This window comes from Citrobacter sp. Cs237 (assembly GCF_030332325.1).
Classification (GTDB): domain Bacteria; phylum Pseudomonadota; class Gammaproteobacteria; order Enterobacterales; family Enterobacteriaceae; genus Citrobacter_A; species Citrobacter_A sedlakii.
This window is the reverse complement of the sequence record NZ_JAOWIB010000103.1, coordinates 137,345-153,891: the sequence shown is the minus strand read 5'-3', so window position 1 is coordinate 153,891 and position 16,547 is coordinate 137,345. Positions and strand designations below refer to the sequence as shown.

Sequence of the window (16,547 nt, the reverse complement as noted above, 5' to 3'; positions counted from 1 at the left end):
TAATGAGGCTAACGACCGGCCCGTTCTTCGCGGGCCGGGTCATTGACGAAAACAGATCCTTGCGACTAGTGGCGGCTACGCTCGTCCTTGCGTGTACGGCCTAATAAGGTCAATGCTGCCTCGCGCGCGTTTTTTCCGCAATATAATACTTGATAAATTTCCTCGGTTATTGGCATTTCGACACCAAAACGGTGCGCCAACTCGCGGACTTCTTTCGTATTGCGGTAGCCTTCCACCACCTGTCCAATCTTGTCCTGCGCGCCTTGCACATCCATGCCCTGACCGAGCATCATGCCAAAGCGGCGGTTACGCGACTGATTGTCAGTACAGGTCAGCACCAGATCGCCCAGTCCCGCCATCCCCATAAAGGTGGCCGGATCGGCGCCCAGCGCCGCGCCCAGACGCGACATTTCCGCCAGTCCACGCGTGATAAGCGCGGTGCGAGCGTTAGCGCCAAAGCCGATGCCGTCTGACATCCCGGCGCCAATCGCAATCACATTTTTCACCGCGCCGCCAAGTTGAACGCCAATGAAGTCCGGATTGCTGTAGACGCGGAAACTTTTGCCGCAGTGAAGCAGCTGCTGAAGGTCGTCGGCGAAGGTGTCGTCAGTTGACGCCAGCGAGATGGCCGTCGGTAATCCCGCCGCCAACTCTTTCGCAAAGGTCGGACCGGAGATGACCGCCAGCGGAATTTGATCGCCCAGCGCCTCGCGCGCAACGTCCTGCAACAGGCGTCCCGTCTCGGCTTCAAGCCCTTTTGTCGCCCAGACCAGCCGCGCGTCAGCACGCAGCAACGGTTTGATTTGTCGCAGCACTTCCCCAAACACATGGCTTGGCACTACCACCAGAATATCGCGGCTCGCCGCCAGCGCGGTGGCTAAGTCGCTTTCGAGATGGAGCGTATCGGGAAAAGGCACGTCAGGAAGAAACGCGACGTTACAGCGATCGCGCTCAAGCGTCGCAATATGTTGCGGATCGTGGCCCCACAGGACAACCGGGTGGCCGTTTCTCGCCAGGGTGATGGCGAGAGCGGTGCCGTACGAGCCGGCACCAATCACTGTCATTGAAGCATTACGTGGGTTCATCAGGCATCCTGATGTTCTTCAGTACCTTCGCCAGCCTGCTGCTGTAAATAGTTCATGAACAGCGCATCGAAGTTAACCGGCGCAAGGTTCAGCTGCGGGAACGTACCGCGTGAAACCAGGCTGGTGATGCATTCGCGGGCATACGGGAACAGAATGTTCGGGCAGTATGCGCCCAGGCAATGCGCCATCTGGGTGCCTTCAATACCGCTAATGGAGAAAATACCGCCCTGCTGAACTTCGCACAGGAACGCCGTTTCTTCACCCAGGGAAGCGGTTACGGTGACACGCAGTACAACTTCGTACACATCATCTGCCAGTTGGGTAGATGCGGTATCAAGATCAAGTTTAACCTCTGGCTGCCAGTCTTTCTGGAAAACATGCGGCGCATTTGGCGCTTCGAAAGAGACATCTTTGGTGTAAATACGTTGGATCTGGAAAGCCATTTCGGTGTTATTTTGTTCTGACATGTGTAGAAAACCCTTTTAGTGTTGTCCTTAAAATACAGCCTAAGTCTGTGATGACGTTAGCTCAGCAGGGGATCAAGTCCACCACGCGCATCCAACGCATACAAGTCGTCACAGCCGCCAATGTGCTGTGCATCAATAAAAATCTGCGGAACCGTTGTACGGCCACTGCGCTTGATCATTTCTTCCCGTTTTACGGCGTCGCCGTCAATCGGAAGCTCCTGGAAACTCACGCCCTTGCTGTTTAACAACGCTTTCGCGCGATGGCAAAACGGGCAGGTTGCTTTGGTGTAGATCTCGATATTGGCCATACATCTCTCCGATATTCGCTTTATCTGTGGATTTCGTGCCAGCGGCGAGTTTATTTGCCGCGAACCAGCGGAAGATTCTCGCCGCTCCAGCCAGCAACGCCTTCTTTCAGCACGGACACTTTTTCAAAGCCTGCCTTGATGAGCGCGTTTGCCGCTTCCTGACACTGCATGCCGGAACCGTCGACCACGATCACCGGTTTGTCTTTGTGCTTATCGAGTTCGCCCACGTTGTTCGCTTTGATTTCACTTGGCAGCAGGTTGATAGCGCCTGCGATATGGCCTTTACGGAAATCGTCACGCTGACGTAAATCGACAACAACGGCGTCTTCTTTGTTGATAAGACGCGTGGCTTCACCACGGGTGATGACCTTCACTTTTGAGGTCAGGCCTTTAAACGTGGTGAATAAAACCGCCACCAGTAACGCAATCCAAGCGATACTCAGTATGGGATGGCGACCAACAAATTGCATAATTTCTTGCATGGGGGGTAACAACTCCCGACTCAGTGATTAAAAACCAGGGAAGGAGTATACCTGCGCGATGGCGCAAATACAGCCAGCGCGTGCACTGGATTGCATTTTTGCGGGGCGCAATGGAAAAAATAGCGTAAAACCGCGCCGTCCATGCGCCGCGCGGCCCTATTATTTGATCTTCTGAGGCTATTTTATCGATTCAGCTGTAGTAAAATTACGCAAAATTTTTGTTTCTTTAGTGTGAGGTTTCACAATGTCGGTTTCGAAAAAACCTATGGTGCTGGTCATTCTCGATGGCTATGGTTACCGTGAAGAGAGCCAGGATAACGCCATTTTCTCTGCGAAAACGCCCGTAATGGACGCGCTGTGGGCGCAACGTCCGCATACGCTGATTGACGCGTCCGGTCTGGAAGTGGGTCTTCCTGACCGTCAGATGGGTAACTCAGAAGTAGGTCACGTTAACCTGGGCGCGGGCCGCATCGTGTATCAGGACCTGACGCGTCTGGATGTCGAAATTAAAGAACGTACCTTCTTTGCCAATCCGGTGCTGACCGCGGCGGTAGACCAGGCGAAAAACGCGGGTAAAGCGGTTCACATCATGGGCCTGCTCTCGGCGGGCGGCGTACACAGCCACGAAGACCACATCATGGCGATGGTGGAACTGGCCGCTGAACGCGGCGCGGAGAAAATCTACCTGCATGCGTTTCTCGACGGTCGCGACACCCCGCCGCGCAGCGCTGAATCCTCACTGAAAGCCTTCGAAGACAAGTTTGCCGCGCTGGGCAAAGGCCGCGTCGCTTCTATTATCGGACGTTATTACGCCATGGACCGCGACAACCGCTGGGATCGCGTTGAACAGGCTTATGATCTGATGACCCTGGCAAAAGGCGAATTCCAGTACGCAACCGCGGTTGAAGGCCTGCAGGCCGCTTACGCTCGCGACGAAAACGATGAATTCGTTAAAGCGACCGTGATTCGTGCGGAAGGCCAGGCCGATGCGGCAATGGAAGACGGCGATGCGCTGATTTTCATGAACTTCCGTGCCGACCGCGCGCGTGAAATCACACGGGCATTTGTTAACACTGACTTCGACGGCTTTGCGCGTAAGAAAGTGGTTAACCTGAATTTTGTCATGCTGACCGAATACGCGGCGGACATCAAAACGGCCGTCGCCTACCCACCAGCCTCTCTGGCAAACACTTTCGGCGAGTGGATGGCGAAGAATGACAAAACCCAGTTGCGTATCTCCGAAACGGAAAAATACGCGCATGTGACTTTCTTCTTCAACGGCGGCGTGGAAGAGCCATTTGCCGGTGAAGAACGCATTTTGATTAATTCACCGAAAGTGGCGACCTACGATCTTCAGCCGGAAATGAGCTCTGCGGAGTTGACTGAAAAACTGGTCGCCGCTATCGAAAGCGGGAAGTACGATACCATCATCTGTAACTACCCGAACGGCGATATGGTCGGTCATACCGGGGTGATGGAAGCAGCCGTGAAAGCAGTGGAAGCACTGGATCACTGCGTTGAGCAGGTCGCGAAAGCCGTTGAATCCGTTGGCGGACAGTTGCTGATCACTGCGGACCACGGTAACGCCGAGCAGATGCGCGATCCGGCGACAGGTCAGGCGCACACGGCGCACACGAACCTGCCGGTTCCGCTGATTTACGTGGGTGACAAAAACGTAAAAGCGGTGGAAGGCGGTAAACTTTCCGATATCGCGCCGACCATGCTGACGCTGATGGGTATGGAAATCCCGCAAGAGATGACTGGTAAGCCGCTGTTCATCGTGGAATAATCCCTCCCCATGAGGGGAAAGGCGATGAATACCAAACAAGGGGTCATGAAAACGCAACGGTTTTCAGTCAGGCCCCTGATTTACGCCAGCGTGTTGAGCGCTGGCGTATTGTTGTGCGCCTTTTCCGCCCACGCGGATGACCGCGATCAGCTCAAATCCATCCAGGCGGATATCGCCGCCAAAGAGCGCGCCGTGCGCCAGCAGCAGCAGCAGCGCGCAACCCTGCAAGCGCAGTTGAAAGCACAGGAAGAAGCGATTTCCGTCGCCGCGCGTAAACTGCGCGAAACCCAAAACACTCTCGCTCAGCTCAACAAGCAAATTGATGAGATGAACGCCTCCATCGCAAAGCTGGAGCAGCAAAAAGCCAGCCAGGAACGCAGCCTCGCCGCACAGTTGGATGCGGCGTTTCGTCAGGGCGAGCATACCGGCATTCAGCTTATCCTCAGTGGTGAAGAGAGCCAGCGCGGCCAGCGTTTACAGGCCTATTTCGGCTATCTGAATCAGGCGCGGCAAGAAACCATTACCGAGCTGAAGCAAACCCGCGAGCAGGTCGCCGCACAACGCGCCGAGCTGGAAGAGAAGCAAAGCCAGCAACAGACGCTGTTATACGAACAGCGCGCCCAGCAGGCGAAGCTGGAGCAGGCGCGTAACGAACGGAAAAAAACGCTCGCCGGACTGGAGTCCTCAATCCAGCAAGGCCAGCAGCAGCTGAGCGAACTGCGCGCTAACGAATCCCGTCTGCGTAACAGCATTGCGCGAGCGGAAGCCGCCGCCAAAGCGCGGGCGGAACGCGAAGCGCGCGAGGCGGAAGCAGTACGTAATCGACAGAAAGAGGCGACCCGTAAAGGCACCACCTATAAACCGACCGAAAGCGAGAAATCGCTGATGTCGCGCACCGGCGGTTTAGGCTCGCCGCGCGGTCAGGCTTATTGGCCGGTTCGCGGGCCAACGCTGCATCGATATGGCGAACGGCTGCAAGGTGAGCTACGTTGGAAAGGGATGGTTATCGGTGCGTCTGAAGGCACTGAAGTCAAAGCCATTGCCGATGGTCGGGTGATTCTGGCGGACTGGCTGCAGGGCTACGGGCTGGTCGTCGTCGTCGAACACGGCAAGGGCGACATGAGCCTTTACGGCTATAACCAGAGCGCGCTGGTCAGCGTGGGGACACAGGTTCGCGCCGGTCAGCCCATTGCGCTGGTCGGCAGCAGCGGGGGTCAGGGCAGACCGTCGCTCTATTTTGAAATCCGTCGCCAGGGTCAGGCCGTCAATCCACAGCCGTGGTTGGGAAGATAAGTTTTGCCTCACTTTCGTCGTACTGTTCTTTCATTCGCCAGCCTGCTGGCCTTCGCCTCCCCCGCTTTTGCTGGCAAACTCGCCATCGTAATCGACGATTTCGGCTACCGTCCGCATTATGAAAATCAGGTACTGGCGATGCCAGACGCAATCTCCGTTGCGGTACTGCCTAATGCGCCTCACGCCCGCGAAATGGCGACCAAAGCGCACAACAGCGGTCATGAGGTGTTGATTCACCTGCCGATGGCCCCACTCAGTAAGCAGCCGCTGGAAAAAGACACGCTGCGCCCGGAGATGAGCAGCAATGAGATCGAACGTATTGTGCGCGAGGCGGTCAGCAAAGTTCCCTACGCTGTCGGGCTAAATAACCATATGGGCAGCGCGATGACCTCCAGCCTGTTTGGCATGCAGAAAGTGATGCAGGCGCTGGAACGCTACGATCTCTATTTTCTCGACAGCATGACCATCGGCAATAGCCAGGCCATGCGCGCAGCGTCCGGTACGGGTGTGAAGGTTATCAAGCGTAAAGTGTTTCTCGACGACACGCAAAACGAAGCGGACATTCGCCGCCAGTTTAACCGCGCCATCGATCTGGCTCGTCGAAACGGGTCTGCGATCGCGATCGGACATCCGCATCCGTCAACGGTGCGTGTGCTCCAACAGATGGTGTATAACCTGCCAGCCGATATCACGCTGGTGCGTCCAAGCACCCTGCTTAACGAACCGCAGGTGGATACTTCGACGCCGAACCTGACCCCGCCGAAAAACAACGACGCGCCGCGTAATCCGTTCCGCGGAGTGAAGGTGTGTAACGCGAAGAAGGCACCCGAACCAGTTTATACCGACCGATTCTTCAGCGTCATAAGCGAGAGCATTCGTCAGAGCACGCTGGTCAGTTGGTACCAGCATCAGTGGCAGGGCTGGGGGAAGGCCCCCAGCAAGGGTGGCGTTAACCCAGGTTAAGGGCTTGACGGGCGGTGCGATGGTGCGAGCGTGTTTTGTCGCGCCAGCGATAAAGTCGTAGAGACCACAGCAGCGCCTGATACGCGACCTTCGCGCTACGCACGTTCATTATCATCCGTTTATACATGCCCGAGGTGAAAATCTCGGCAATCATGCGTTGACGCGTCAATATATCCGGCTCTTTGCGTACAGCATGACACACGCGTAATGCTTCATACGTTATTTGCTGACGAAACTCCGGATAAAGGGTAATTCGGTCGGCATAATCGCGATTCAGCTTTTCCAGTAAGCGGGTGATTTTAATATAATGGCGCTGATAATTAAGGTTTTTATTGCCCTGTCGTTTTAAACGACTAACGGAATTATCATGCAGGAAATACTTATATAACGACTCTTCGGTATAGCGTGCGCGACGGGCATTAAACATAAACTCTGTGGTCCACACGATATCCTGATGATGTAATCCCGGAATAAATCTGATGTTATTTTTTTCAATCACGTCGCGGCGATAAACCCCCATCCATACCACGTGCGTCCAGCGCCGAGAAGACAGCGCCATACGGAGCCAGTCCGGACCCGTTAATACACCTGTTGAGCGAATACGATCGGTGGGAATAGATTGCCAGGTGTCGCCGGAGGAACGTTCGCTCCAGTCCGCATTACATTGCGCGACGTCGAGATTATCTTCCAGCGCCATCGTCATCAGCGTTTCGTACATGTGAGGATAAACCAGATCATCCGCATCGACGAAAGCGATATATTGCCCGGTGGCGGCAGCCATTCCCCGGTTACGCGCGACCGACGCCCCGGCATTGGCCTGATGCAGCAGGCGAACGTGTGGGTAGTTTTCGGCGTAATGCGTTGCTATTTCAACAGAGTTATCCGTTGAACCGTCATTAACAATAATTATTTCCAGGGCAGTCCATGTTTGCGCGATGAGTGATTCCATGCAGGCTTTGAAATCATTACCCGCATTATAAAGCGGGATAATGACGCTGAGTCTGTTTGTACTATTCATCATAAATTACCGATTACCTCTGAAGTTACCCGCCTTTGTACAGCCTTAGTGTTAAGAAACAATTAAGGCTGGTGCATACTATTTTTAAACGTTGACGGTAACGGCAGAATAAAGCGTTGGAATGAACAGCAAAATCAGACTAGTGAGTAATTACGTAATATTTATGACAATGACAAAACTTTACAGGATTTCAGATATTGCCGAATAAAAAGGCCGGAAAACACCGGCCTTTTTACGATTAATCCCAGCTCAGGATGACTTTCCCCGACTGACCTGAACGCATCGCGTCAAAGCCCTTCTGGAAGTCATCAATCGAGAAACGATGGGTGATGACAGGAGAAAGATCCAGACCCGACTGGATCAGCGCCGCCATCTTGTACCAGGTTTCAAACATCTCGCGGCCATAAATGCCTTTGATGAAGAGCCCTTTAAAGATCACTTTCGTCCAGTCGATTGACATGTCAGAGGGCGGGATCCCCAGCATCGCGATGCGACCACCGTGGTTCATGGTATCAAGCATGGTGCGGAACGCCGGCGGCGCGCCAGACATTTCCAGCCCTACATCGAAGCCTTCGGTCATCCCCAACGCTTCCATCACGTCGGTCAGACTCTCCTGCGCCACGTTAACCGCACGGGTAATACCCATCTTACGCGCCAGGTCCAGACGGTATTCGTTAACGTCGGTGATGACGACGTTGCGTGCCCCGACGTGTTTCGCCACCGCTGCCGCCATAATCCCGATAGGACCCGCGCCGGAAACCAGCACATCCTCGCCCACCAGATCGAACGACAGCGCCGTGTGCACCGCATTACCGAACGGGTCAAAGATAGACGCCAGATCGTCAGAAATATTGTCCGGGATTTTGAAGGCGTTGAATGCCGGGATCACCAGATATTCGGCGAAGCAGCCTGGGCGGTTCACACCCACGCCGATCGTGTTGCGGCACAGGTGCGTACGGCCACCGCGGCAGTTACGGCAGTGCCCACAGGTAATGTGTCCTTCGCCAGAGACGCGGTCGCCAATTTTAAAGCCTTTGACTTCCTGACCGATGCCGACCACTTCGCCGACGTATTCGTGCCCGACAACCATAGGTACCGGGATGGTTTTTTGCGACCACTCATCCCAGTTGTAGATGTGAACGTCAGTGCCGCAGATGGCTGTTTTACGGATTTTAATCAGCAGATCGTTGTGTCCGACTTCCGGTTCAGGAACGTCGGTCATCCAGATGCCCTCTTCCGCTTTCAGTTTGGATAACGCTTTCATCTTTGATCCTCAGGCAATAACGCCCAGTTGTTTACCTATGCGCGTGAACGCCTCAACCGCGCGCGTGATTTGCTCCGGCGTATGGGCGGCGGACATCTGGGTACGAATGCGCGCCTGGCCTTTCGGCACCACCGGATAGAAGAATCCTGTTACGTAAATACCCTCTTTTTGCAGCTCACGGGCAAATTGTTGCGCCACCACCGCATCGCCCAGCATCACCGGAATGATGGCGTGGTCGGCGCCCGCAAGGGTGAAACCTGCCGCAGACATCTGCTCGCGGAACTGGCGCGCGTTCGCCCACAGGCGGTCGCGCAGCTCGCCGCCGGATTCCACCATCTCCAGTACTTTTATGGAGGCGGCGACAATCGCCGGCGCCAGAGAGTTGGAGAAAAGATACGGACGGGAGCGCTGACGTAACCATTCCACCACCTCTTTACGCGCCGCAGTGTAGCCGCCAGACGCGCCGCCGAGCGCTTTGCCCAACGTCCCGGTGATGATGTCCACGCGTCCCATCACGTCGCAATACTCATGGGAGCCACGCCCGTTTTCACCCACGAAGCCCACCGCGTGAGAGTCATCAACCATCACCAGCGCGTCGTATTTATCCGCCAGGTCGCAGACGCCTTTCAGGTTGGCGATCACACCATCCATCGAGAACACGCCGTCGGTAGCGATCAGTACATGACGGGCCCCGGCTTCACGCGCTTCTTTCAGGCGAGCTTCCAGTTCGGCCATATCATTGTTGGCATAGCGGAAGCGTTTCGCTTTACATAAACGCACGCCGTCGATAATAGAGGCGTGGTTCAGGGCGTCGGAGATAATCGCGTCTTCTGCGCCCAGCAGCGTTTCGAACAGGCCGCCGTTGGCGTCGAAGCAGGAGGAGTAGAGGATGGCATCTTCCATTCCCAGGAAGTTTGCCAGCTTTTGCTCAAGGTGCTTGTGGCTGTCCTGGGTACCGCAAATAAAGCGCACCGAGGCCATACCAAACCCGTGAGAATCCATTCCTGCTTTTGCCGCCGCAATCAGTTCAGGGTGGTTAGCCAACCCGAGATAGTTGTTGGCGCAGAAGTTAATGACGTGGCTTCCATCCGCCACAGTGATATCTGCCTGCTGAGCAGATGTGATAATGCGCTCTTCTTTAAACAATCCTTCCGCCCGGGCGGTTTCCAGATCGTTGGTTAACTGTTTGTAAAAATCCCCACGCATTGCGATTCTCCAGACTGGGCAAATTTCAGCACATCTTACCTAACCCTGGACGCTGATACGAGATGACGCATTAGCACTTCTTTAAAATGCAGGATAAATCACGCGTACCCACACGCGTAATCGGTGAATGGCTGAAGCCAGGGCCAGGTAGTGATATGATAGAAGTATTCGTGTCTGAGATAGTCTCTGACTCCATAATTCATAGGTTACAGTTATGATCATCGTTACCGGCGGCGCGGGTTTTATCGGCAGCAACATCGTTAAAGCCCTGAATGATAAAGGCATCACCGATATCCTGGTGGTGGACAACCTGAAAGACGGCACCAAGTTTGTGAACCTGGTGGACCTGAACATTGCCGACTATATGGATAAAGAAGATTTCTTAATCCAGATTATGGCGGGCGAAGAGTTTGGCGAGGTAGAGGCCATTTTCCACGAAGGCGCGTGCTCCTCCACGACCGAGTGGGACGGCAAGTACATGATGGACAATAACTATCAGTACTCCAAAGAGCTGCTGCACTACTGCCTGGAGCGTGAAATTCCGTTCCTGTACGCCTCTTCCGCCGCCACCTACGGCGGTCGCACCTCTGATTTCATCGAATCCCGCGAATATGAGCAGCCGCTAAACGTTTACGGCTATTCTAAGTTCCTGTTTGATGAGTACGTGCGTCAGATCCTGCCAGAAGCGAACTCCCAGATTGTTGGCTTCCGCTACTTCAACGTTTACGGTCCGCGCGAAGGCCACAAAGGCAGCATGGCGAGCGTGGCGTTCCACCTGAACACCCAGTTGAATAATGGCGAAAGCCCGAAACTGTTTGAAGGCAGCGACGGCTTCAAGCGTGACTTTGTTTACGTGGGCGATGTGGCGGATGTGAACCTGTGGTTCTGGGAAAACGGCGTGTCCGGTATCTATAACCTCGGCACCGGTCGTGCAGAATCCTTCCAGGCCGTGGCTGACGCGACGCTGGCTTTCCATAAAAAAGGCGAGATTGAGTACATCCCGTTCCCGGAAAAACTGAAAGGCCGCTACCAGGCGTTCACGCAGGCGGACCTGACCAACCTGCGCGCGGCGGGCTATGACAAGCCGTTTAAGACCGTAGCCGAAGGCGTAACGGAATATATGGCCTGGCTGAACCGCGACAGCGATACAAATTCACAAAATCATTCGAGCGGTATCAAGGCGGCAACTAAGTGAGTCTCCGGTCACTTACTAAAGTAAGTGACCGGAGTGAACGCAGGCAGCCAACGCAGAGACAGCTTGAAGGATGAAGTGAATGAAAATTTTGGTGATCGGCCCGTCCTGGGTGGGCGACATGATGATGTCGCAAAGTCTCTATCGCACGCTCAAGGCGCGCTATCCCCAGGCGATAATCGACGTGATGGCGCCCGCATGGTGCCGTCCGCTGTTGTCGCGAATGCCGGAAGTGAACGAAGCGATCCCAATGCCACTCGGCCATGGGACGCTGGCGCTCGGCGAACGCCGCAGGCTCGGCCATAGCCTGCGCGAGAAACGCTATGACCGCGCATATGTGCTGCCCAACTCCTTCAAATCAGCCCTTGTGCCCTTCTTTGCGGGCGTACCGCAGCGCACAGGCTGGCGCGGCGAGATGCGTTACGGTCTGCTAAACGACGCGCGTGTGCTGGACAAAGCGGCCTGGCCCTTGATGGTGGAACGCTATGTCGCGCTGGCTTACGACAAGGGCGTAATGCACAGCGCGAAAGATCTGCCGCAGCCGCTGCTGTGGCCGCAGTTGCAGGTGAGCGAAGGTGAAAAATCCCTGACCTGTTGTGAATTTTCGCTTTCAGATGAGCGGCCCATGATCGGCTTTTGCCCTGGCGCGGAATTTGGACCTGCCAAACGCTGGCCACACTATCATTACGCGGAACTGGCGAAACAGCTGATAGACGAAGGCTATCAGGTTGTGCTGTTCGGTTCGGCGAAAGATCACGAAGCCGGGAACGAGATTTTAGCGTCCTTAAACGATGAGCAGCAGGCGTGGTGCCGCAATCTGGCAGGCGACACCCAGCTGGAGCAGGCCGTCATTTTGATCGGCGCCTGTAAAGCCGTCGTCAGCAATGACTCCGGGCTGATGCACGTCGCCGCGGCCCTTAACCGTCCGCTGGTTGCCCTCTACGGCCCCAGCAGCCCTGACTTCACGCCGCCGCTTTCACATAAAGCGCGGGTGATTCGCCTGATTACCGGCTATCACAAAGTGCGCAAAGGCGATGCGGCAGAAGGGTACCATCAGAGTCTGATCGACATTACTCCAGCGCAGGTGCTGGAAGCCCTGAACGCGCTGTTATTACAAGAGGAAGCCTGACGAATGCGGGTTCTGATCGTCAAAACATCCTCAATGGGTGATGTGTTGCATACCCTTCCGGCGCTCACCGATGCACAACAGGCGATACCGGGTATTCAGTTTGACTGGGTGGTCGAAGAAGGATTCGCGCAGATCCCCTCGTGGCATTCGGCGGTAAACCGCGTCATTCCCGTTGCGATTCGTCGCTGGCGTAAAGCCTGGTTTTCCGCGTCGGTTAAAGCGGAGCGTAACGCTTTCCGCGAGGCGGTACAGGCAGAACGCTATGATGCCGTTATCGACGCCCAGGGATTGGTTAAAAGCGCTGCGCTGGTGACTCGCCTCGCACATGGCGTAAAGCATGGTATGGACTGGCAGAGCGCACGCGAGCCGCTGGCCGCTCTGTTTTATCATCGCCGCCATTACATTGCCAGGCAGCAGCATGCCGTAGAGCGTACCCGCGAACTGTTCGCAAAAAGCCTGAATTACTCCAAACCATCCTCGCAAGGCGATTATGCTATCGCGCGGCATTTCCTGACATCTGAACAGGATACTGCGCAACCCTACGCGGTATTTTTGCACGCAACCACGCGCGATGATAAACACTGGCCGGAAGCAAACTGGCGAGCGCTAATTGGTTTGTTGGCTGACAACGATATCAGCATCAAATTGCCGTGGGGCGCGCCTCATGAAGAAGCACGGGCGAGAAGACTTGCCGAAGGGTTCGCTCACGTTGAGGTCTTACCGAGGATGAGTCTGGAAGAAGTTGCGCGCGTACTGGCAGGCGCAAAATATGTGGTTTCCGTCGATACGGGGCTTAGCCACCTGACGGCGGCGCTCGATCGACCGAATATTACGCTGTATGGCCCAACGGATCCGGGGTTAATTGGGGGGTACGGGAAAAACCAGATAGCGTGTCGTTCACCCGAAAATAATTTAGCCAAGCTTGATGCCCACACCGTTCTGAACGGAATATCATCATTATTCTAAAGGTACATGAATGTTAGCCTTGAACTCTTTACATTCCTGGCAAACCGGTGCCAGGAAGATGTCCACAGTGCTGGAGTTGACTACCTGGTTACTTTGCTTCGTCACTCTTGTCGTCGCGCTGTTCAATAATAATTTGAGTATGAAGCTGTATAATATTACGGCGATTTTCGGTCTGCTGGCGCTTATGTTACGCGGCAAGCCGGAAAGTTATTCGCCGCGATACTGGCTGTTACCCCTTTCTGTTCTGCTTATCGGCGTCATCAACGTCAGCTGGTATTCCGCCTTTAAAGTAGATGATTCACCCTTTCGGGCGACGTACCATAGTTATTTGAATACGGCGAAAATCTTTATCTTTGGGGCCTTTCTCATACTGTTGGCGCTGACCTCGAAAATAAAGATGAATAAAGAGTGGCCGCTGTATATTCTGTATTCGCTGTCGTTTTTCATTGCCGGTTATGGCTACTATGTAAAAACCACAACCGGTATCTCCCGTCTGGATTTTGGTATTGGTACGGCAACAGGCGCAGCATATTCGATCATGTTTGTCGGCATCGTCAGCGCGATATCAATACTGTATACCCAGCGCAAGCACCCGGTGCTGTTTCTGCTTAACGCTGCTGCCGTGTTCTTTGCGCTTGCCCTCACCCAGACGCGTTCAGCGCTGCTTATTTTTCCGGTGATATGCGCGCTGGCACTGGTGGCGGGCTATCTTAAGACCCCCAAAAAATTGTTCTTTTCGGTGATTGGTTTTTTGGTTGCCTTCGTTGTCCTTGTTGCGGTCTTCAGCAAGCCGATTTATAGCCGCTACCATGAAGCGGTTGCGGACCTGGCGCAATATAACAATGGCAACAGTGTCAGTTCGCTTGGCGCACGCCTGGCGATGTATGAGATTGGTTTTGATATTTTCAAAGAATCACCGCTTGCCGCACGCTCGGCAGATGTTCGGGCGCAGCGTATGGAAGAGCTGGCGAATGCGCATCCTTATCTTCGCGGGGCTTTAGAATTTTCCAACGTTCACTTGCACAATGAGCTGGTTGAAGCGGCCTCGCTGAAAGGTATTGCCGGGATTCTATCGACTTTGCTGTTTTACGCCGCGCTGTTTTATACGGTGTACTATCACCGCTCTTTAGGGCTGTTTGCCCTGACGTTAGCGATTATTGGCACGGGAATGAGCGATGTGATTCTCTGGTCACGCAGTATCCCGATCATTTTGATCACGGCTGTCGCACTGATGCTGCTTATCAAGAAAAATCGCCCGCCAGAAAGACGTGTTCAGCAGTGATTCCTTTCACGCCATCCAAAGCGGGCATCCGCTCACTTTGGATGGCGGTCAAATAACGCGTCCACTGAATCAATCAATACATCGGAACGAATATCTTTCACCGTACAGGTGGGAGAGACTACCTGCAATGCGTTGCAATTATTCGGCGCCCAGATTAGGTGCGAGGGATAAGCGTCGTGTCGCGCGTTGGGGTAGAGCGCGAGCGTAGGGATCTGATAAGCCGAAGCAATATGAACCAGCGCGGTGTCCACAGAAATAACGTACTGGCTGAATTTTGTCAGGGCAACGGTATAAATAAACGCGTTAAACGGCAGCGTTTCAATGTCCGGTATCGCAATAGAGCGCACATCTTGCGGCAGGCCGGTAAAAATCACCCGAAACTCAGGTTGCCGTTCACGAATACGGGAATAGATCGTTGCAATCTGCTCCGCTGTTAAACGGCAGATTTTCTTCGCGCCCAGAGCATTAATTATAATAATCTTCGTATCGCCGATGAAATTCACGACCGCGTTTTCGACCTCTGCGGTGAGCGGCAGATCATAACTGACATCGAACGAATTATCGGTATCGGGATAAAAATAATGCAGTATTTCACTCGCCCGCGTACACATATGCGCAGCGAGTTTTTCGTCATGCGGATGATACACGGTGTAGTAACGCTTATACCATTTATCAAAGCCAAGAACATGCGAGCGCCTGACGCCAGATAAGAGTAACGCATGAGTAAAAGAAGGCATTGTTTCGAAAGGATCGAGAACGATATCGAAAGACGCCTGCTTCAGCTGCTTACGTAGGGCCAGTACATCGCTGATTTTAGATGAGGTTTTAATAAAAAAACGCTGTATCTTGTTATTACCCGCGAGAAAGTCTTTTCCTGCGGCGGTCGTTAAGATAGAGAGCTTAACGCCACGAGTGGTCAGTTCCCGGTAAAGCGAGCTCAGGACAATTAAATCGCCTAACTTGTTGTTGTCATGAATAAGCAAACATGACCGGATTGCTGGCGCGTTGATTTTTGGCGTTGTATTTTTGGGAAAGAAGAAAGATAAAGCGTTAATTTTGATTTTATTAAAAAAATATCTTTTTTTCTTATGGAAAGCACCTAAGCCCATGCTAATTACCACATTACAATAAAAAACAGGATTGAAATTAGCCTACATAAGAATCCGCATGATCGTGCAGTCCAAGCGTTTTTTTCAATACGCTTTTCTTAGGCGCAAGGGTAGCGACATCAGCAGGTCTGATAAAAGGAATGATGTCGTAGCCAATCGCCGTGTCGTCAGAGAGGTTGTAAATCTGAAAGTCTGGCACTTGTGCACGCATGAATTTAAAGAAGGGCAAGATTTTGACCAGATCCTTGCTAAGCTCTGACGGCATCGGGTTAATGCTTTCGTCATAAAAACGCGCGCAGCTGCCGGTAATGTCCAGCCCGGAACAGATAGTGTTATCGTACCCCAGCGAATATGCTATTTGCATTGCGGTATACGCCACGGTATGGCATGAACAATAGCCGAAGCTGATATCCTTACTAAAGCCAACCAGCCTTCCGCGCTTAGAGACAGGGACGTTGATCAACAGTTTCTTGTTCCATCGAGACAGCGTTTCCAGCTTCAACTTCTTGAAAATCCCGCCTTTTTCACGCTTATAAAACGCGCGCAAAATGAAGCAATGAGCGCGCATGTAGCACTTGTCTTCTTCCGATGCGGCCTCATAAACGTCCATATTGACGAAGGTAAATTTACTGCCGCGGCTGAACTTATAAAAGTCCTCACGCCGTTGCAGCAGAAAGCGTGCGTCTGTTAAGACATAAATGAAAGGGGTAATACCATTACTGAGCAAGTATTCCGCCGCGCCGTTAACGGTGATGACATCATTGTTGCGTAAAAGAGACAGTGGCGTCCCTCGGGACGTAGGCCCCGACAAGAAAATGATAACGTTTTCAGATGTTCTGCTTTCAGTAAGCTGCTGAACACCGGCGCGAGTTAAAAACTTAACATTACTCATATAAAACCTGTATGTTAATCATGCAACTTAAATCACGATGAATCTTTGAGGTAAGTGTTCATAGCTTATCTTTAGCGAGGGTAATCGAAATAGAGCACTGAA

Annotated in this window: 16 protein-coding genes; 7 read left to right on the top strand and 9 right to left on the bottom strand. The window is 53.4% G+C overall.

What is annotated here, in order from left to right:
• Window positions 1–65 precede the first annotated feature (65 nt).
• The 4 genes from gpsA to OGY07_RS11245 are packed head-to-tail and all read right to left on the bottom strand — an operon-like array spanning window position 66 to window position 2,342.
• Window positions 66–1,085, bottom strand: coding sequence for an NAD(P)H-dependent glycerol-3-phosphate dehydrogenase (gpsA, locus tag OGY07_RS11260; protein ID WP_181822338.1), 1,020 nt, complete (start codon window positions 1,083–1,085; stop codon window positions 66–68).
• Window positions 1,085–1,552 carry a protein-export chaperone SecB gene (secB, locus tag OGY07_RS11255; protein ID WP_003024155.1) on the bottom strand — a complete coding sequence of 156 codons (468 nt, stop codon included), beginning with the start codon at window positions 1,550–1,552 and terminating at the stop codon, window positions 1,085–1,087. Before secB ends, gpsA begins: the two co-directional genes overlap by 1 nt.
• Before the next feature lie 56 nt (window positions 1,553–1,608).
• Complete coding sequence (gene grxC, locus OGY07_RS11250; protein ID WP_012908148.1) at window positions 1,609–1,860, bottom strand: glutaredoxin 3; 252 nt, start codon at window positions 1,858–1,860, stop codon at window positions 1,609–1,611.
• A 50-nt stretch (window positions 1,861–1,910) separates the two neighbouring features.
• Window positions 1,911–2,342, bottom strand: a complete 432-nt coding sequence (locus OGY07_RS11245) for a rhodanese-like domain-containing protein (RefSeq protein ID WP_042286978.1) — start codon at window positions 2,340–2,342, stop codon at window positions 1,911–1,913.
• A gap of 244 nt (window positions 2,343–2,586) precedes the next feature.
• On the opposite strand from OGY07_RS11245, the gene gpmM reads away from it, so the two are divergent.
• The 3 genes from gpmM to OGY07_RS11230 are packed head-to-tail and all read left to right on the top strand — an operon-like array spanning window position 2,587 to window position 6,387.
• Window positions 2,587–4,131 (top strand): 2,3-bisphosphoglycerate-independent phosphoglycerate mutase, encoded by a 1,545-nt coding sequence (gpmM, locus tag OGY07_RS11240; protein ID WP_060570252.1) that lies wholly within the window; start codon window positions 2,587–2,589, stop codon window positions 4,129–4,131.
• Between the two features lie 9 nt (window positions 4,132–4,140).
• A complete protein-coding gene (gene envC, locus OGY07_RS11235; RefSeq protein ID WP_042286984.1) occupies window positions 4,141–5,424 on the top strand; it encodes a murein hydrolase activator EnvC in 1,284 nt (427 codons plus the stop codon).
• Between the two features lie 3 nt (window positions 5,425–5,427).
• Window positions 5,428–6,387, top strand: coding sequence for a divergent polysaccharide deacetylase family protein (locus OGY07_RS11230; protein WP_060570254.1), 960 nt, complete (start codon window positions 5,428–5,430; stop codon window positions 6,385–6,387).
• Here the strand turns inward: OGY07_RS11230 and OGY07_RS11225 are convergent.
• The 3 genes from OGY07_RS11225 to kbl all read right to left on the bottom strand — a co-directional run bounded on the left by OGY07_RS11225 (window position 6,374) and on the right by kbl (window position 9,875).
• On the bottom strand, window positions 6,374–7,408 hold the full coding sequence (locus OGY07_RS11225; RefSeq protein ID WP_181822336.1) for a glycosyltransferase: 1,035 nt from the start codon (window positions 7,406–7,408) through the stop codon (window positions 6,374–6,376). The genes OGY07_RS11230 and OGY07_RS11225 overlap by 14 nt on opposite strands.
• A gap of 235 nt (window positions 7,409–7,643) precedes the next feature.
• Window positions 7,644–8,669 carry an L-threonine 3-dehydrogenase gene (gene tdh / locus OGY07_RS11220; protein WP_060570255.1) on the bottom strand — a complete coding sequence of 342 codons (1,026 nt, stop codon included), beginning with the start codon at window positions 8,667–8,669 and terminating at the stop codon, window positions 7,644–7,646.
• A gap of 9 nt (window positions 8,670–8,678) precedes the next feature.
• A complete protein-coding gene (gene kbl, locus OGY07_RS11215; protein WP_042286993.1) occupies window positions 8,679–9,875 on the bottom strand; it encodes a glycine C-acetyltransferase in 1,197 nt (398 codons plus the stop codon).
• Window positions 9,876–10,089: 214 nt separating this feature from the next.
• On the opposite strand from kbl, the gene rfaD reads away from it, so the two are divergent.
• From rfaD to OGY07_RS11195, 4 genes are all read left to right on the top strand, one after another.
• On the top strand, window positions 10,090–11,070 hold the full coding sequence (rfaD, locus tag OGY07_RS11210; RefSeq protein WP_060570257.1) for an ADP-glyceromanno-heptose 6-epimerase: 981 nt from the start codon (window positions 10,090–10,092) through the stop codon (window positions 11,068–11,070).
• 79 nt (window positions 11,071–11,149) lie between these two features.
• A complete protein-coding gene (rfaF, locus tag OGY07_RS11205) occupies window positions 11,150–12,196 on the top strand; it encodes an ADP-heptose--LPS heptosyltransferase RfaF (RefSeq protein WP_042286999.1) in 1,047 nt (348 codons plus the stop codon).
• Between the two features lie 3 nt (window positions 12,197–12,199).
• Window positions 12,200–13,162 (top strand): lipopolysaccharide heptosyltransferase RfaC, encoded by a 963-nt coding sequence (gene rfaC / locus OGY07_RS11200; RefSeq protein WP_286600596.1) that lies wholly within the window; start codon window positions 12,200–12,202, stop codon window positions 13,160–13,162.
• Window positions 13,163–13,172: 10 nt separating this feature from the next.
• Entirely contained in the window at window positions 13,173–14,444 is a 1,272-nt protein-coding gene (locus tag OGY07_RS11195; protein ID WP_286600593.1) for an O-antigen ligase family protein, read from the top strand.
• Between the two features lie 32 nt (window positions 14,445–14,476).
• Here OGY07_RS11195 and OGY07_RS11190 read toward each other — a convergent pair whose 3' ends face one another.
• Window positions 14,477–15,553: a glycosyltransferase family 9 protein gene (locus OGY07_RS11190; protein ID WP_286600591.1), complete on the bottom strand. Its 1,077-nt coding sequence runs from the start codon at window positions 15,551–15,553 to the stop codon at window positions 14,477–14,479.
• Window positions 15,554–15,590: 37 nt separating this feature from the next.
• Window positions 15,591–16,445, bottom strand: a complete 855-nt coding sequence (waaZ, locus tag OGY07_RS11185) for a 3-deoxy-D-manno-oct-2-ulosonate III transferase WaaZ (RefSeq protein ID WP_200035535.1) — start codon at window positions 16,443–16,445, stop codon at window positions 15,591–15,593.
• Window positions 16,446–16,547 lie beyond the last annotated feature (102 nt).

Excerpts from the sequence above, each read along its gene's own strand:
- gpsA (WP_181822338.1), bottom strand. The coding sequence starts at position 1,085 with ATGAACCCACGTAATGCTTCAATGACAGTGATTGGTGCCGGCTCGTAC.
- secB (WP_003024155.1), bottom strand. The coding sequence starts at position 1,552 with ATGTCAGAACAAAATAACACCGAAATGGCTTTCCAGATCCAACGTATT.
- grxC (WP_012908148.1), bottom strand. The coding sequence starts at position 1,860 with ATGGCCAATATCGAGATCTACACCAAAGCAACCTGCCCGTTTTGCCAT.
- OGY07_RS11245 (WP_042286978.1), bottom strand. The coding sequence starts at position 2,342 with ATGCAAGAAATTATGCAATTTGTTGGTCGCCATCCCATACTGAGTATC.
- gpmM (WP_060570252.1), top strand. The coding sequence starts at position 2,587 with ATGTCGGTTTCGAAAAAACCTATGGTGCTGGTCATTCTCGATGGCTAT.
- envC (WP_042286984.1), top strand. The coding sequence starts at position 4,141 with ATGAGGGGAAAGGCGATGAATACCAAACAAGGGGTCATGAAAACGCAA.
- OGY07_RS11225 (WP_181822336.1), bottom strand. The coding sequence starts at position 7,408 with ATGATGAATAGTACAAACAGACTCAGCGTCATTATCCCGCTTTATAAT.
- tdh (WP_060570255.1), bottom strand. The coding sequence starts at position 8,669 with ATGAAAGCGTTATCCAAACTGAAAGCGGAAGAGGGCATCTGGATGACC.
- kbl (WP_042286993.1), bottom strand. The coding sequence starts at position 9,875 with ATGCGTGGGGATTTTTACAAACAGTTAACCAACGATCTGGAAACCGCC.
- rfaD (WP_060570257.1), top strand. The coding sequence starts at position 10,090 with ATGATCATCGTTACCGGCGGCGCGGGTTTTATCGGCAGCAACATCGTT.
- rfaF (WP_042286999.1), top strand. The coding sequence starts at position 11,150 with ATGAAAATTTTGGTGATCGGCCCGTCCTGGGTGGGCGACATGATGATG.
- rfaC (WP_286600596.1), top strand. The coding sequence starts at position 12,200 with ATGCGGGTTCTGATCGTCAAAACATCCTCAATGGGTGATGTGTTGCAT.
- OGY07_RS11195 (WP_286600593.1), top strand. The coding sequence starts at position 13,173 with ATGTTAGCCTTGAACTCTTTACATTCCTGGCAAACCGGTGCCAGGAAG.
- OGY07_RS11190 (WP_286600591.1), bottom strand. The coding sequence starts at position 15,553 with ATGGGCTTAGGTGCTTTCCATAAGAAAAAAAGATATTTTTTTAATAAA.
- waaZ (WP_200035535.1), bottom strand. The coding sequence starts at position 16,445 with ATGAGTAATGTTAAGTTTTTAACTCGCGCCGGTGTTCAGCAGCTTACT.